Here is a 15,585-nt window from a genome sequence, read left to right as displayed (position 1 = left end):
TGGGGAAGACCCGGCCGAGCGGCCGGGCGCTGGGTTGGGATGAAAGGGTGGCTGGCGGAGATCAGGCGTTTGGCTCGTCGCCCGCCGCCTGTCGCGCGGCATGCGCGCAGAGCATCTGCCGGTAGAAGCGCTTGCGCGCCGTGCGAAAGCCGCGAACGGCGCGCGTGTCGGGGTGCAGCGCCCGGACTGCCGCGCGCAGGACGGCGTAGGGCGACACCTCCGCTGGCAGGCCGAGGCGCTGATAGGCCGGGTCAATCATCTCAGGCGACCTCGACCACGGGTGAAGCGAGATGCGGATCGACCAGCGCTTCGATCCGCTCGGACCGGCCCATCCAGGGCTCGGGCCGGATGGCCTTCACCCAGTCGGCGAAGCTCGGGATGAAGCCGAGGTCTTCCTTCACATGCTGCTCGCCGACCCAGCGGGTCGGGATAATGCGCCCAGTCGAGAGGGTGAGCGTCGGACCGAAAATCGTCTCGGCCATGAAGATGCCCTCGGCATGGTGGCGGAGCGCGCGGTGCCGGAAGTCGGCCGTGATCTCCTTGCTGGCATCGAACCAGGCATGCACCGCGATGAAATCGTCGACCGTGCCGCCCCATTTCTTCACCGAGGACAGGGCGTGGTGATAGGGATGTGCCATCGCCGCCCCCTCAGAAATCATGGGTGTAGAGTTCGGACGAGGTGAAGCGCTCGTTGAACTCGAGGTGGATGCAGCGGGCCGCGGCGTCGAAGCAGAACTCGCCGTAAGCGCCGTCGTTGTTTTCCCAGCCGCCATGGGTGTCGGAGAGGAAGTCGTAGGCGAGCTGCTCGACGACATCCTCCAGCGAGAGCTGCCGCATCTCGACCTCGGGGTCGTCCCAAGTCAGCGCCGCATATTCGATTTCGGCCGCGGGGAAGTCGATGGCGGTCTCGCCGGACCAGGCACCGATGCTTTCGATCTGGCCGCTGTCCCCGGCACCGTCGAAGGTCACGGTGACATGGGTGATGCCGGCGGCCATGAGGCCGTCGAAGAGGCGGTCCTTGTTGCCGGGGCGCAGGGCGTCGATCCGGGCGGCGCGCTCGACGTGCGCCGCGAAGATCTGCGCCATGTCGACGGTCGAGGGTGCCATCGGCGGCGCGAGGGTGGGTTCAGTCAGGGTCATCGGGTGTCTCCGGCAAAGGGAAGGATCGGAGCCGGTCCGGACGATCTCTCTCCCCCGGGCAAGCTCCAAATCCCCCCTGCCCGTCTCTGCCTCTCCGGCGTCACGCCGCGACCTGGAGCGCCCGGGCGGCGAAGGCGCGCCAGAGCGGATCGACCAGCCGCGCATCCAGAAGATCGGCACGGTGGCGCAGCCGCTGCGCCAGATCGGGCTCATCCCAGTCGGCCGCGCGGCCCGCCTGCGCACGCAGCTGAATCGCCTCGGTCACGACGCAGCGCGCCTCGGCCGCGCTCGTCACTGGGTAGCACCACGCGACGGACCCGTCGCTGGCGGCCCCGGCCAGCACGAGGCGCTCGTCGCGGTCGAAGATCGCCAGAAGCTGGGGCGCGGCATCCGTGGCCATCCCCTCGGCGTGGTCGATCGCACCCTGCATGGCTTCGGCGAGCGTCGGGAAGCGGGCGAGGACCAGCGGGGCGGCGCGGCCCGACATCAGATCGGCCGGTGCGCGGCGCGACAGGGTCAGGGCGAAAGGGTGACTGGGGTCGGTGTCGCCAGACGGAAAACCCGGCGGGACGCCCCGCACGCCGGTGGTCGGGTGGATAGGCAGGGACAAGTCGAACATGGGGAAACCTCCGACGGCGCGGGAAGCCTCTCTGCCCGCCTCATCCGTCAAAGACCAAACCGCCGCCCTCTTCCTCGAAGGGGCGACGGAGGCAGGTCTGATGAACCCTCAGAACTTGCCCAGGACCCGCAGGCTCAGCTCCGTCCCCGCACCGACGATGATGTGGTCATGCAGCGTCAGACCGAGATACTTGCAGCCCTTCCGAATCTGCCTGGTCATGCTGAGATCGGCCTCCGACGGCGTCGGATCGCCCGAGGGGTGGTTGTGGATCAGGATCAGGGCGCTGGCGTTCAGCATCAGCGCCCGCTTGATCGCCTCGCGCGGATAGACCGGGACATGGTCAACCGTGCCGGTCGAGAGAAGCTCATCGGAAATGACACTGTTCTTGCGGTCGAGGTAGAGGACGTGGAAGCGCTCGATGGGCCCGCGGACGGTCAGTGCGCAATAGTCCATCAGCGCCTGCCAGCTGCCGATGACCGCGTTCTGGCTGAGGTATCGGCCGAGGATGTCACGGGCCTCAAGGATGACGGTTTCTTCCTGGGGGGTCATAGGGGTCTCGCTGACTTGCACACACCAAGGCCCCCTGCCCTCTCGGGGCGGGGCCAGCGGCATGCATTTGGAAGGGGAAAGCGCGACCGCCGCGCATGCGGGCGGTCGCTGTGGCGGGGTCCGCGTCAGCCGACCCGGTCGAGGAGCTTCTTGGCGCGCCCTTCCATGTCGAGGCGGGCATCCTGCTGGGTCTTGTCGCGCGCAAGCCGCGTGATGCCCTGCACGAAATCGAAGATGCTTTCGGGCGGGCGGCCCTCTTCCATCAGCACCTTCTCGATGATCTTGCCGGATTCGGCCTTCGAGAAGCCACGTTTACGCAGAAAGTCATCCCGGTCCTCGTCCGTCCGCGCGACGATCTGTTGCCGCGCCGCCTTGATGCCGTTCACGAAGCCCTGCGGCGAGGAATTGGCGAACCGTGTCAGCGCCGGGGCGGCCTCATGGGCGAAGCGGGAGGCGGCGTATTTCGAGTGGCGGATCTTGATCTCCTGAAAATCCTCGACGCCCCATAGGTTACGGTTCTGGCACACCGCCCGCAGGTAGAAGCTCGCCATGCCGAGGGTCTTGGCCCCCACCTCGGAGTTCCAGCAGTAGAAGCCCCGGAAGTAGAGATCGGGGGAACCGTCAGGCAGGCGGCCCGCCTCGATCGGGTTTTGATCGTCGACCAGGAACAGGAAGACATCCCGGTCCGACGCATAGAGCGTGGTCGTGTCGCGGCTGATCTCGACATCGGGGTTGTAGACGCCGGTCGACCAGTCGAGCACGCCCGGCACCTTCCAGCGCGTGTCGCCGGTGCCATTGCCCGCGATGCGCTGCACCGCCTCGACCAGTTCGTGGTCGTGGATACGGCCGTAGTCGGGGCCGGTCACTGCGCGCAGTTCGGTGCGGCCATCTTCGGTTTCGAAAGTCTTCACTTGCTCTGCGCGGTGGTTGGTCAGACCGTATTGCAGGTTGATCCCCGCCAGCGGCGCGGGCAACTGCCGCAGGTACGAGGCCGGGGCGCCGACGATGCTGGCAAGCTGGCCGAAGGCCCAGTGCGTGGGCGCGACCGGCTCCGGCGCCTTCGGCAGGACAAGGTGCAGTCGTTCGGCGCTCTCGCGCGTCGCCTCGACGCGGATGTCGGCCGTCTGCACCACACGGCTGCGGCTGCGCTCGGACCGAGCCTTCACGTTGGCCCAGAGATCATCGAGCGAAAGATACCGCTCGTCATCGGGCCGGTTGAACCATTCCGACGACACCCGCCCGTTCCGCTCACCCCGGCTCACATCCACTTTCCAGCCGCCAGTCCGCACCGGCTGATCCGGATCCAAAATGTCAACAACGCCCATCGGTTATCTCCCGTGACAGGCGCCGGGAGCCACTCTCCCAGCCCTCAACCCGTCACGAAAGCGACCAGCCCCCCTCTGACTCTCGGCACGCTGATGCGCAGGCCGTCATCGCAGGCCGGGCCTCCGGCTGGGACTTGGGCACCGTCAAGCCGTCAGGCGCCTCGGGTTTTCGGGGCGGCTCCCGGCTCGGCCACTGCGTCGAGAAAGGCCGTATCGAGCACCGGGTTGTCCCATTTATTCGACGCGGTCATCCAGCGCTCCAGATGGTCCCGGAAGCTCGGGTCGTCCCGCCTCATGTGGAAAGTGAACAGCCGGTTGACGATCTCCCGCATCAAGTCCGCCATCTGCGCATCATCGACATGCGAAACCTCGCGCCACGGAATGGTCTGGCCCGTCGCGTCTATCACCCTGACGTCCGAGTAATCACCAGTCAGCGTCACCGGCTGCATGCCGGCATGCAAATCCTCCAGCCGCGTGTTGCGGATGCAGATCATCGCCATGATCTTCGAGAGATTGGCCGCGATGCGCTCTTCGTCCTCGACCTTCATGCGCAAGTCCTCTCGATGATCGGCCCCCGCGGGTGAGAGATGGTATTCAACGATCTTCGGCTCTGGTATTCTGCTCCCGCTTGCGGGCAAGAAATGCCTCCACATCCAGACGCGCACCCGGACCGCTTGCGAGACCTTCATCGACAAGCCGCTGCAACTCGGAAATGGCCTGCTGGCGGTCCTGATCGCAGCGGATCTGGTCGCGCACATAATCGCTGGCATTGCTGTAGCGCCCGTCCTGAGTCTGAGCCTCGACCCAAGCCTTCATGGGACCGGGCAAAGAGACGTTCATCGTGGCCATCGTCGCGATCTCCTTTGCGAGGAAGTTGGCACAGATTAGCGATGTTTTTCAAACTATGCCGGTGCCGCGCTGCGCGGCTTGCCGTCAGCACGCGCCGAACCCGGCGGGTTACCCCGCCGGGCCCGAGGGGGAGGCCCCGTTCCTCAGAACGGGATCTCGTCGTCGCGGTCGACCAGCTCGGGGTTTTCGTTCTCGGCCGATTTCGGGCGGCTCAGGAAGTCGACCTTCTCGGCGATGATCTCGCAGCCGTAGCGGTCGTTGCCCATGCTGTCGATCCACTTGGTGTAGTGGATGCGGCCGTGGACGAGGACCTTCATGCCCTTTTCGCAATGCTCCGCGACCGTCTTGCCGAGACCGTTGAAGCAGGTGATGCGGTGCCATTCCGTGTCCATGATCCGGTAGCCGTTCTCGTCGCGCAGGACGCGACCTTCCGAAAGGCGGGGGCGCGAGGTGGCGAGGCTGAAGTTGGTGATGCGGGTAGCCCCCTGGGTGGTGCGGACTTCGGGTTTCTGGCCAATGTTGCCGGCGAGGATGACGATGTTCTGCATGGGTCAAGCTCCTGTGTGTCCTGTCTTCGGGACCGTCCCGTCGACAAGACCCGGAAAAAGCCCGTCGGTTGACGCGTGCACGGCGGACGGCACGGACGCCGGAAACCCCCAGAGGACCGGGTTGGTGCGGGCAGGACGCCGGAGGCGGCCAACACGGCCCGGACTGACGCGGGGTTGCGCGCGAGAGACCGAACGGGATTAGGGGATTGTCAGTCGACGGGATGGCCCAGGAGACAGAGATGCGCGGGAGCCCATGGCAGAACTTGTACCCTGCCGATCGGGACAGTCTGACCCCAGTCCAGCACCTGCATGGCGGCGAAAACAGCTATCACAAGCCTCCGCCACCCCTGCCCTTGCCTTCCGGGAATTGCGGCACTCTGCCGCGACAGACTATCAATAACGGGACATTCAGGACACGGAGCGCATCTATGGCTGATTACGATCTCGAGGCACTGTCGCTCAGCGAACTGAAGAAAATGCAGGGGGACGTCGCCAAGGCGATCTCCACATTCGAGGACCGGCAGAAGGCGGAAGCCCGCGCCAAGGTGGAAGCTCTCGCCCGGGATCTGGGCTACTCCCTGGCCGAACTTGTCGGCACCGAGACGAAAATCACCCGTGCTCCGGCAGCGGCGAAATACCGGCACCCTGAGAACCCGGCACTCACCTGGTCCGGCCGGGGGCGCAAACCGCAGTGGTTCGTGGAGGCGTTGGAGGCAGGGAAGTCCGCGAGCGACCTAGCCATCAGTTGAAGGCTTGGCCGTCATCATGCGGGGCAAGCGCATTTGGGCATGTCGACCCGTTCACTTGACTGGTGTTTCGATTAGCCTCAGCAAGGTTGCCTCCACGTCGTCCAGCAGGCCCGCCCAGCTGTCCTTGTCGTCGATGCCGTTGATGCGCATCAGGAACAGGCCCTCGACCGCCAGAAAGGCCACGCGGGCGGCGCGGGCCTCCGGCCCATCGCCTGACAGGCGGGCGAAGACGCCGCGATACCAGGCGCGGGTCTCGCGCAGGTTGGCCGGATCCTCCAGATAGCTGACCAGCAGGGCCGCCATCTTGGCATCCAGCGCCTGCTGCGAGGCACGAGTCGCCGCGATGTAGCGATCGACGAAGAGCACTGGATCCTCGGGTGGCGGATCGCCCAGCAGCGCGTCGAACTGCGCCGTCCAGCGGTCGATCAGCGCGCGCACGATCGCGTCCTTGCTGGCGAAGGAATACTGCACCCCGCCCTTGGACACGCCCGCGGCCTGCGCCAGCGCGCCGATGGTCAGCGCCGCCCCGCCGCGGCTGCGCACGATGTCCTCGGCCACCTCCAGCAGCCTGTCACGGGTGATCATCGCCGTCCGCCCCATCGCTGTCCTCCGCCCCATTGAAATCCATACATATGTATTTATATCGGCGCCTGTCAAAGGCATCAACAGGTGCGCCATGACCACCCCCCGTCCCGATCCGAAGCGCTGGCTGGTCCTGCTGGCGGTGATGCTGGCCTTCCTGCCGGTAGTTCTGGACATGACGATCCTGCATGTCGCGGTGCCCCGGCTGACACAGGCGCTCGGCGCGACGGGGACCGAGGTGCTGTGGATCATCGACATCTATCCGCTGCTCATGGCAGGCCTGCTGGTGCCGCTGGGCACGCTGTCGGACCGGGTCGGCAACCGGCGTGTCCTGCTGTGCGGGCTGCTGGTCTTCGCCGTCGCCTCGGCCTTCGCGGCCTTCGCGCAGAGCCCGGCGCAGCTGATCGGCGCACGGGTGGTGCTGGCGCTTGGCGGGGCGATGATCATGCCCTGCGTGCTGGGGCTGATCCGCAAGACCTTCGAGGATCCGGGCGAACGCGCCATGGCGCTCGGCCTCTGGGGGACGGTCGGGGCCGCGGGTGCGGCCATGGGTCCCTTGGTCGGTGGCGCGCTGCTGGAGCATTTTTGGTGGGGCTCGGTCTTTCTGATCAACGTGCCGGTCATGCTGGTCGTGGGCCCGGCATGCTTTCTGCTGCTGCCCCGGGCCGAGCGCGTGACCCCGGGCCCTTGGCCCGTCGGTCAGGCGCTGCTGCTGATCGCGGGGATGATCGCGGTGGTCTATGGCATCAAGGCAGGCTTCGGCGCCAAGCACCCGGCCGCGCTGACGGCTGCCGTGATCGCAGGCGGTGCGGCCCTGCTGGTGGTCTTCGTGCGGATGCAGTTGCTTGCTGCGGCACCGATGCTGGACCTGTCGCTGCTGTCGCGCCCGGCCATCCTGGCGGGTCTGATGATGGCGCTGGTGGCCTCCGGTGCGCTGGCCGGGGTTGAGCTGACCTTGGCGCAGGAGCTGCAATACGTGCTGGGCAAGACGCCGCTGGAGGCGGGGCTGTTCATGGTGCCGATCATGGCGGCGGCGGCGGTGGGCGGGCCGGTCGCGGGCTGGCTGTCCAACCGCCTCGGCCTGCGCCTGGTCGCGGCCCTGTCGCTGGCGGTGGCGGCGCTGGCTCTGCTGTTTCTGGCGCGTCAGGATTTCCACGATCCCGGCTGGCATGTGCCCGCGGCGCTGGCCCTGCTGGGGCTGACGCTCAGCATCGGGCTGACCGCGTCCTCCATCGCGATCATGGGCGCCGTCGAGGCCGAAAAGGGCGGCGCGGCGGGATCGCTGGAGGCCACGGGCTACGAGCTGGGGACCGGCCTAGGCATCACCGTCTTCGGCGTGTTCATGGCCAGCACCTTCGCTCGCGCTATCGAGATACCTGCGTCGCTGTCCCCCGACCTGGCCGCCGTTGCATCCCGCAGCATCGGCGATGCCTATATCGTCGCCGCGGGGCTGTCGGATGTCCAGAGCGCGGCGCTGATCGCGGTCGGCAGGGCGGCCTTCAGTCAGACCCATGCCGTCCTGCTGACCAGCGCGGCGGCGGTGATCATGGCGCTGGCGGCGGCCGTCTGGATCGCCCTTGCCGGGCACCGCCAGCCCGCCGATGCCACAAACCATTGACCCCGGACCGAAAGCGAAACCCATGAAACCGATCGAAACCGACCGCCTCATTCTGCGAAACTTCCGCCGCGAGGACGCGGCCGGGCTGCTGGCCTATCTGGAATCCCCGGTCGCGAGCTGTTTTCTCTCGCTGACCCTGCGGGACATGGATGCCGCCTTGGCCGAGGCCGACCGTCGCGGCGCCGATGACGCCCAGATCGCCGTCTGCCTCAAGGACAGCGACCAGCTGATCGGGGACCTGTTCGCGCATCCCGAGGACGACACGGTCTCGGTCGGGTGGAACTTCAATCCGGCGTTTTCAGGACGGGGCTATGCCTTCGAGGCCGCGCATGCCCTCTTCACGGATCTGTTCGAGGTCCAAGGCATCCGCCGCCTCTACGCCTATGTCGCGGATCACAACCTGCCCTCGCAGAAGCTCTGCGAGCAGTTGGGTATGCGGCGGGAGGGGCTGTTCCTAGACTACATCTCCTTCCGGAACGACGATGCCGGGCAACCGATCTACGAGAACACCATGCAATACGCGCTGCTGAGACGGGAATGGGATGCTCTCTGCACCCGCAACAGCAAAGGGTAGATAAGTCGTCTTGCAAGGCCATTTGCGCCAAATTCTTAGCTGATTGTGGCAGCAGGAGGCAGGAGGCGGCATCGGGGCCGACGAACCGCTTTGCAATCTCTATGCTGATCTGCCGCCTCGCATGATGGGAACGGTGCAGGGCAGCTTCTGACCTGCACACTCGGCCCATCGCCGCCAGTTGACCAACACGCCGCGTCGTGAGCGTCTTCACAGAAGCGGCCACTCCTGCATTGCGAAGCAAAACCGGTCGAGGGCTCTCGGAAAGGCGCGCACGGTGCAGCCCGTGCGCTGTGGGGCGTCTTCGGTCAGATCGTCGACACGGGCCTACGATCGCGGCACTTCCCGAACGACCTTGGGTTGGGTATCGCGCCCGAGATGGTTCACCCCGCGCGCAGCAGGCTCGCGTAGAGCCCGGCCCGGTCGACCAGTTCGTCGTGCGTGCCTTGCTCGACCAGGTGTCCGGCCTGCATCACGATGATCCGGTCGGCACCCCGGATCGTCGAGAGACGATGCGCGATCGTGATCGTGGTCCGTCCCTTCGACAACTCGTCCAGCGCCAGCGACATGGCGCGTTCGGTGCGGGTGTCGAGGGCGCTCGTCGCCTCGTCGAGCAGCAGGATCGGCGGATCGCGCAGGATGGTCCGGGCCAGCGCCAGCCGCTGCTTCTCGCCGCCCGAGAAACGATGGCCGCCCTCGCCCACCAGAGTGTCGTAGCCATCGGGGAGCGCCACCACATGATCGTGAATCTGGGCTACCCGTGCGGCGGCGATCAGGTCGGCTTCGGACGCATCTGGTTTGGCAAAGCGCAGGTTCTCGGCCACCGAGGCGTGGAGAAGATACGGCTCCTACGACACCACGCCCAGCATCTGCGCCAGCGTGTCGAAGCTCAGGTCGCGCAGGTCCACGCCGTCGAAGCGGATCGCTCCGCCGTCGACGTCATGGAGCCGCGCAAGAAGATAGCCGAGCGTCGTCTTGCCCGAGCCCGTGGGCCCCACGATGGCTATGCGGCTGCCCGCGGGGATGGTCAGGCTGACGTCATGAACGGCGGGGCGGCCGCTTGGGGCATAGGCGAAGCGGACGCGATCGAGCTGGACTTCGCCCCGCATCCGGGCGCGCGGCAGGATGACCGGGTCCGCGCGCTCGGTGATTTCGACCGGCCTGTCGAGATATTCGAAGATGCGGGCGAAGAGCGCACGCGCCTTGCGCATGTCACGGCCGATCTCGAGCAGTTGCTCGAACGGCCAGAGAAGTTGTTCCTGCAGGGCGATCATCGCGACCAGCGTGCCGACGCTGGCCGGATCGTCGGTGCGCATGAGCAACCCGCCCGCAAGCAGCGTCAGCGCGGGCAGGACCGCCAGCGCAAAGCCGATCAGCATCCACTGCCACTCGCCGGCCGTGTGCGAGCGGACCTCGAGCCGCGCCAGATCGCCCGAGATGCGGGCGAACCGCTGCGTCAGGTGCGGGCCGCGCGCCATGGTACGGGCCAGGATGACACCCGGGACCGACAGGGTTTCCTGCACCACCGCCGACAGGTCGGCGTCTCGCGCAGGTGGGCGACACGGTGGCTGATCAGCACCGTTCCCGGCACGATCAGCAGCACGAACACGGCCAGCCGCCAGTCGAGGATCAGAATGGCGACGGCAGTCATCGCGACCGCGCTCAGTGCGCGGCCGAGGTCGCTGCCGGTCTCGGTCATCAGCGATTGCAACCCCGAGATGTCGCCTGCGATGCGCGACTGCACCTCGCCGGTCCGGGTGCCGGCGAAAAAGCCCAGCGACAGGCTTTGCAGATGGGCGTAGAGCCTGACCCGCAGGTCGTGCAGGATCGCCTGCCCGATGCGCGAGGTCAGCACCACCTGCAGCGCCCCTACCGCGGCGGCAGCCAGCGCCACCGCGACCATCCCCGCCACCAGCCCGAGCAGCAGCGTCAGGTCGTGCTGCGGCAGCGCCACGTCGATCACGGCGCGCAGCAGGAAGGGACCGGCCAGCCCGATGGCCGAGGCGAGGATCATCAGCGCCGCCACCCCGGCGATCCGGATGCGATAGGGGGCAAACAGCCCAAGCACGCGGCGCACGGACACGTGGCGGGCGGCGAGGTCGTCGTAGCCTGCGCTGTCGTCGTGAACAGGGAACATGGAGGTCTCAGCCGGAAACGGGCGATGCGCGGCGCGGCAGGCGGATCTCGACCGCAAGGCCGGGCGTGTCGGAGGCCAGGATCAGCGCCTCGCCGCCATGGGCGCGGGCGATGGCGCGCACGATGGGCAGGCCCAGACCCGAGCCGCCAAGGCTGCGCCCGCGCGACTCGTCGGCGCGCCAGAACCGGTCGAAGGCGCGGGCCCGGCCGGCCTCGGAAAGGCCGGGACCGCCGTCAGTGCAGCGAAAGACCACATCGGTGCCGTCGATGCCGGTCTCCACCTGAACCGGCGCGTGCGGCGCGTAGCGGCAGGCGTTCTCGAGCACCGCGACGAAGGCCTGCCTCAGCCGTGCCCGGTCGGCGAGGGTGGCGGCCGGGTCGAGGTTGCGCGTCACCGCGATGCCCGCCGCGGCCAGTTCGGCTTCCAGCGCGGTCAGCGCGGCCGCGGCTTCGTCGGCCAGATCGACCGGTGTGACGGCAAGATCCAGCTGGCCCGCATTGCTCAGCGCGAGCGTGCGCAACTCCTCGACGATGCCGGAGAGGTCATCGACATGCGCAATCAGCCGACAGTAGAATTGCGGGCCCGGCTCGAACACGCCGTCAAGCAGCCCCTGCAGCCGCCCGCGCAGGATGGTCAGCGGCGTGCGCAACTCGTGCGCGATGGCGGAATTGGAATAGGCAAGCTCGGTCTCGGCATGTTGCAGGCGCTCGGCCATGCGGTTGAAGTCGGCGACCAGATCCCGCGCCTCGCCGAAGCTGCCGGGCGGCAGATCGGCCCGGGCCGAGAAGTCGCCGGTGGCGATCCGGCGCGCGGCGGCGGCGACCGTCTTGAGCGGCGCGATGATCCGGCGCGCCAGTCGCCAGCCGATGAGCGAGGCCGTCATGAGCCCGAAGCCCAGCACGAGCCCGACCATCACCGTGTCGCCCAGCCGCCAGCTCTCGTCAGGGGTGGCCTGCGGATAGAGCCATTCGTAGATGACGAAGAAATAGGCCATCATCCCGACATAGACGACGGCAAAGGCCGTCAGCGTCAGCCCGATCATGGCGAGGGTGATGCGGGAATTGAGGCTGCCGCCGCGTTCACGGTGCATCGAGTGCCTCCAGCCGGTAGCCCACGCCGCGCACGCCGCTCAGCAGCCCCTCGGCCCCCGCCGCGGCCAGCTTGCGGCGCAGGTTGCTGACGTGGCTGTCCACGGTGCGGTCGAGCGCCTCGCCTTCGGGCAGGCAGGCGTCGACGAGATCGGCGCGCGCGAAGGCGCGCCCCGGTGACGCGGCCATGTGGGCGAGGATGCGGAACTCGGTCGGCGTCAGGTCCAGCGGGACCGGACCCCGGCCGGTCTCGACCACCGCGCGGTGCGCCTGCGGATCGACCGTCAGCGGCCCGAGGCGGAGAATGGTCTCGGGCCCCCGTCCGAGGGTGCGGCGCAGCACCGCCCGCGCGCGGGCCACCACCTCAAGCGGGTTGAAGGGCTTGACCACGTAGTCGTCCGCGCCGATGCGCAGCGCCTGCAGCTTGTCCAGATCCTCGGCCAGCGCGGTCACCATGATCACCGGCGTCGCGCCCCGGCGCCGGATCGCCGCCAGCACCTCGTAGCCGTCCTGTCCCGGCAGCTTGATGTCGAGCACCACCAGATCGGGCCGCAGCCGCTGGTGATGGGCAAGGCCGGTCGGCCCGTCGCCCGCGCAGATCACCCGGAACCCCTCGCGGGCGAAATAGGTCTCGAGGATCTCGGCGATCTCGGGTTCGTCTTCGATGATCAGGATCAGGGCGTTGGTCATGGCTTTGCGGTCCGGACGGGAGGGGCGGACAGGCCGGGGGCGGAGAGGCCCCGGCCGATCCGGCTGACCGTGACATAGAGCACGGGTATGAAGAAGATCGCCAGCACCGTGGCCGAGACCATGCCGCCGAAGACGCCGGTGCCAATGGCGTTCTGGATCTCGGACCCGGCGCCGCGCGCCAGCATCAGCGGCACCACGCCGAGGATGAAGGCGAGCGAGGTCATCAGGATCGGCCGCAGCCGAAGGCGCGCCGCGCGCAGGATCGCGCGATGCGGCCCCACGCCCTGGCCGCGCAGGTGGCGCGCGAACTCGATCATCAGGATGGCGTTCTTGGCCGAGAGGCCGATGATGGTGACGAGGCCCACCTTGAAGAACACGTCGTTCTCGCCGCCGCGCGCCAGCACCGCCAGCACCGCGCCCAGCACGCCCAGCGGCACCACCAGCAGCACCGCCAGCGGGATCGACCAGCTTTCGTAAAGGGCGGCCAGCACCAGGAACACCACCAGCATCGACGCCGCCAGCAACATCGGCGCCTGACCGGCCGACTGCTTCTCCTGCAGGGACTGTCCCGTCCATTCCAGCGCGAAACCCTCCGGCAGCGCCTGCGCCAGCCGCTCCATCTCGGCCATCGCGGCGCCGCTCGAGGTGCCCGGCGCGGCCGAACCCGAGATGCGGGCCGCGGGATAGCCGTTGTAACGCGCCAGTTGCAGCGGAGCCGTGGTCCAGGCCGGCGTCACCACCTCGGACAGCGGCACCATGCCGCCCTCGGAGTTGCGCACTTCAAGGCGCAGCACATCCTCGACGTGCATTCGGTTGGGGGCGTCGGCCTGCACGATGACCTGTTGCAGGCGTCCGCCGTTCGGGAAGTCGTTGACATAGCCCGAGCCGACCGCGGTCGAGATCGTGTCGTTGATGGCGGCGAACGACAGGCCAAGCGCCTGCGCCTTCGGCCGGTCGACCTGCAGCTCGATGCTGGGGCCGTCGGGCAGCCCCTCCGACATCACGTCGCTGAGAAGCGGGCTTTCCGCGGCCAGCGCGATCAGCCGGTCCTCCGCCGCCTTCAGCGCGGCGGGGGCGGCGTTGGCGCGGTCTTCCAGCCGCAGCGAAAAGCCCGAGGTCGTGCCGAGCGACTCGATCGCCGGCGGCTTCAGGATCATGACCATGCCTTCGGGAACATCGGCCATCGCCGCCTCGGCCGCGGCGATCTCGTCGTCGACGGTCGAGCTGCGCTCGCTCCAGTCCCTGAGGCTGGTGAAGGCCTGCGCGGCGTTGGGGCCCGAGCCCGAGAAGCCGAAGCCCAGGATCACCGTATTCTCCACGATGTCGTGCCGGGTGGCGGTGTAGGCCTCGTAGGCGGCCACGATGGCGCGCGTGCGTTCGGCCGTGGCCCCGGCGGGCAGTTCGACGGCGGCCATGAAGCTGCCCTGATCCTCGTCGGGCACGAAGGCGGTCGGCAGGCGCTGGTAGCCCACCGCCAGCACCGTCAGAAGGGCGGCATAGAGCACCAGCATCCGCCCGCCGCGGCGCAGCCCCCAGCCGACCCAGCCGGTGTAACGCGCGCTCAGCGCCTCGAACCGGCGGTTGAACCCGCCGAAGAAACCCCGCGTGGCGTGACCCGTTCCGGGCCTCAGGAGTGTGGCGCAGAGCGCGGGCGTCAGCGTCAGCGCCAGAAACGCCGACAGCAGGATCGAGACCGCCATCGACAGGGTGAACTGCCGGTAGATCGCGCCGACCGATCCGCCCGCGAACCCCATCGGGATGAAGACGGCCGCGAGGACGAGCGTGATGCCGACGATGGCGCCCGAGATCCCCTGCATGGCCTGCCGGGTGGCAGCGCGGGGCGTGACACCCTGCCGGGTCATGATCCGCTCGACGTTCTCGACCACGACGATGGCATCGTCAACGATGATGCCGATGGCGAGCACCATGCCGAACATGGTCAGCACGTTGATCGAATAGCCCGCGACGGCCATGACGGCGAAGGTGCCCAGAAGCGCGATCGGCGCCACGAGGGTCGGGATCAGCGTGCAGCGCAGGTTCTGCAGGAACAGCAACATCACGAAGAAGACCAGCACCATCGCCTCGATCAGGGTGCTGATCACCTTGGCGATCGACACCTTCACGAAGGGCGCGGTGTTGTAGGAGATCGACAGCTCCATGTCGCCGGGCAGCGCGGGGCGCAGCTCGGCCAGCCGCGCCTCGATGGCGGCGGCGGTGCGCACGGCATTGGCGCCGGGCGACATCTGGATCGCGGCGGCGGCGGCGGGCTTGCCGTTGCTGCTGACGCTGAAGGCGAGCGTCTGCGCGCCCGACTCCACCCGCGCCACGTCGCCCAGCTCCAGCCGCGACCCGTCGGCCTGCGCGCGCAGCGGGATGGCGGCGAAGGCCTCGGGCGTCGTCAGCTGGCCGCGCAGGATCAGCGGCGTCGAGAGCCGCGTGCCGGGCACCGTCGGCTCTTCGCCGACACGGCCCGGCGTCGTGGGCGCGTTGTCGCGCGCGATCGCCTCGGTCACGTCGGCCATGGTCAGCCCGTAGGCCGCCAGCTTCGCCGGATCGACCCAGACCCGCATCGCGCGGTCGGACCCGAAGGGCTGCACCCGCCCCACGCCGGGGAGGCGCTTGAGCTCTTCGGCAAGGGTGCGCGACAGGTATTCGCCGAGGCTCAGTTCGTCCGTCGCGCCCTCGCGCGATTTCAGCGTGATGACCATCAGGAAACCGGACTCGGCCGCCTCGACGCCGATACCCGCGCGGCGCACCGGCTCGGGCAGCAGGGCCTCGGCGTTCTTCAGCCGGTTCTGGACATCGACCTGCGCCATCTCGGGATCGGTGCCGGGCTTGAAGGTCACAAAGACATTCGCGCCTCCGGTCGAATCCGCGGTGGATTCGACATGAAGCACGTTCCGGACGCTGGAGAGTTCCTTCTCGATCGGGCGGACCACGCTGTCGTTGACGGTCCGGGCATCCGCGCCGGCATAGGTGGCAAAGATACTGATGCCGGGGGGCGCGATGTCGGGGAAGCGCGCCACCGGAAGCTGCGGAATGGCCACGAGCCCGGCCAGCGCGATGAAGATCGCGATGACCATGGCAAAGATCGGGCGGTCGATGAAGAAACGGGACATG

The 15,585-nt window shown here is 68.0% G+C and carries 17 protein-coding genes and 1 pseudogene; 3 read left to right on the top strand and 15 right to left on the bottom strand.

Annotation, left to right across the window (positions count from 1 at the left end):
- Nucleotides 1–61: 61 nt before the first annotated feature.
- The 9 genes from NHN26_RS14685 to NHN26_RS14645 all read right to left on the bottom strand — a co-directional run bounded on the left by NHN26_RS14685 (nucleotide 62) and on the right by NHN26_RS14645 (nucleotide 5,030).
- On the bottom strand, nucleotides 62–217 hold the full coding sequence (locus NHN26_RS14685; protein WP_435594212.1) for a hypothetical protein: 156 nt from the start codon (nucleotides 215–217) through the stop codon (nucleotides 62–64).
- Nucleotides 218–260: 43 nt separating this feature from the next.
- A complete protein-coding gene (locus tag NHN26_RS14680; protein ID WP_253090127.1) occupies nucleotides 261–638 on the bottom strand; it encodes a DUF6915 family protein in 378 nt (125 codons plus the stop codon).
- A 10-nt stretch (nucleotides 639–648) separates the two neighbouring features.
- A complete protein-coding gene (locus NHN26_RS14675) occupies nucleotides 649–1,140 on the bottom strand; it encodes a DUF6878 family protein (protein ID WP_132694259.1) in 492 nt (163 codons plus the stop codon).
- Nucleotides 1,141–1,240: 100 nt separating this feature from the next.
- A complete protein-coding gene (locus NHN26_RS14670) occupies nucleotides 1,241–1,759 on the bottom strand; it encodes a DNA repair protein RadC (protein ID WP_132694258.1) in 519 nt (172 codons plus the stop codon).
- Between the two features lie 108 nt (nucleotides 1,760–1,867).
- On the bottom strand, nucleotides 1,868–2,308 hold the full coding sequence (locus tag NHN26_RS14665; protein WP_132694257.1) for a JAB domain-containing protein: 441 nt from the start codon (nucleotides 2,306–2,308) through the stop codon (nucleotides 1,868–1,870).
- 125 nt (nucleotides 2,309–2,433) lie between these two features.
- Complete coding sequence (locus tag NHN26_RS14660; protein WP_132694256.1) at nucleotides 2,434–3,633, bottom strand: DUF932 domain-containing protein; 1,200 nt, start codon at nucleotides 3,631–3,633, stop codon at nucleotides 2,434–2,436.
- A gap of 152 nt (nucleotides 3,634–3,785) precedes the next feature.
- Nucleotides 3,786–4,181 (bottom strand): hypothetical protein, encoded by a 396-nt coding sequence (locus NHN26_RS14655; protein WP_132694255.1) that lies wholly within the window; start codon nucleotides 4,179–4,181, stop codon nucleotides 3,786–3,788.
- 46 nt (nucleotides 4,182–4,227) lie between these two features.
- Complete coding sequence (locus tag NHN26_RS14650) at nucleotides 4,228–4,482, bottom strand: type II toxin-antitoxin system ParD family antitoxin (protein ID WP_132694254.1); 255 nt, start codon at nucleotides 4,480–4,482, stop codon at nucleotides 4,228–4,230.
- A 143-nt stretch (nucleotides 4,483–4,625) separates the two neighbouring features.
- Nucleotides 4,626–5,030: a single-stranded DNA-binding protein gene (locus tag NHN26_RS14645; RefSeq protein ID WP_132694253.1), complete on the bottom strand. Its 405-nt coding sequence runs from the start codon at nucleotides 5,028–5,030 to the stop codon at nucleotides 4,626–4,628.
- Between the two features lie 428 nt (nucleotides 5,031–5,458).
- Here NHN26_RS14645 and NHN26_RS14640 point away from each other — a divergent pair, with 428 nt between their 5' ends.
- A complete protein-coding gene (locus tag NHN26_RS14640; RefSeq protein ID WP_132694252.1) occupies nucleotides 5,459–5,779 on the top strand; it encodes an H-NS histone family protein in 321 nt (106 codons plus the stop codon).
- Between the two features lie 51 nt (nucleotides 5,780–5,830).
- Here the strand turns inward: NHN26_RS14640 and NHN26_RS14635 are convergent, their stop codons facing one another.
- The gene (locus NHN26_RS14635) at nucleotides 5,831–6,379 is read right to left on the bottom strand and encodes a TetR/AcrR family transcriptional regulator (protein WP_132694251.1); all 549 of its coding nucleotides are present in this window, start codon (nucleotides 6,377–6,379) and stop codon (nucleotides 5,831–5,833) included.
- A 76-nt stretch (nucleotides 6,380–6,455) separates the two neighbouring features.
- Here NHN26_RS14635 and NHN26_RS14630 point away from each other — a divergent pair, with 76 nt between their 5' ends.
- Together NHN26_RS14630 and NHN26_RS14625 are read left to right on the top strand one after the other, a co-directional pair.
- A complete protein-coding gene (locus NHN26_RS14630) occupies nucleotides 6,456–7,979 on the top strand; it encodes an MFS transporter (RefSeq protein ID WP_132694250.1) in 1,524 nt (507 codons plus the stop codon).
- A 22-nt stretch (nucleotides 7,980–8,001) separates the two neighbouring features.
- Nucleotides 8,002–8,553: a GNAT family N-acetyltransferase gene (locus tag NHN26_RS14625; protein ID WP_132694249.1), complete on the top strand. Its 552-nt coding sequence runs from the start codon at nucleotides 8,002–8,004 to the stop codon at nucleotides 8,551–8,553.
- A 380-nt stretch (nucleotides 8,554–8,933) separates the two neighbouring features.
- Here NHN26_RS14625 and NHN26_RS14620 read toward each other — a convergent pair.
- The 5 genes and pseudogenes from NHN26_RS14620 to NHN26_RS14600 form a co-directional block, all read right to left on the bottom strand.
- A pseudogene (locus tag NHN26_RS14620) lies at nucleotides 8,934–9,761 on the bottom strand (ABC transporter ATP-binding protein).
- Between the two features lie 245 nt (nucleotides 9,762–10,006).
- The gene (locus tag NHN26_RS14615) at nucleotides 10,007–10,687 is read right to left on the bottom strand and encodes an ABC transporter transmembrane domain-containing protein (protein ID WP_243641998.1); all 681 of its coding nucleotides are present in this window, start codon (nucleotides 10,685–10,687) and stop codon (nucleotides 10,007–10,009) included.
- Nucleotides 10,688–10,694: 7 nt separating this feature from the next.
- Entirely contained in the window at nucleotides 10,695–11,777 is a 1,083-nt protein-coding gene (locus tag NHN26_RS14610) for an ATP-binding protein (RefSeq protein WP_132694248.1), read from the bottom strand.
- A complete protein-coding gene (locus NHN26_RS14605) occupies nucleotides 11,767–12,465 on the bottom strand; it encodes a response regulator (protein ID WP_132694247.1) in 699 nt (232 codons plus the stop codon). The genes NHN26_RS14610 and NHN26_RS14605 overlap by 11 nt, the downstream gene beginning before the upstream one ends.
- Nucleotides 12,462–15,584 carry a multidrug efflux RND transporter permease subunit gene (locus tag NHN26_RS14600; RefSeq protein ID WP_253090126.1) on the bottom strand — a complete coding sequence of 1,041 codons (3,123 nt, stop codon included), beginning with the start codon at nucleotides 15,582–15,584 and terminating at the stop codon, nucleotides 12,462–12,464. Before NHN26_RS14600 ends, NHN26_RS14605 begins: the two co-directional genes overlap by 4 nt.
- Nucleotide 15,585 lies beyond the last annotated feature (1 nt).

This window comes from Rhodovulum tesquicola (genome assembly GCF_024128855.1).
Taxonomy (GTDB): domain Bacteria; phylum Pseudomonadota; class Alphaproteobacteria; order Rhodobacterales; family Rhodobacteraceae; genus Rhodovulum; species Rhodovulum tesquicola.
This window is presented reverse-complemented; position numbering and strand designations above follow the sequence as displayed.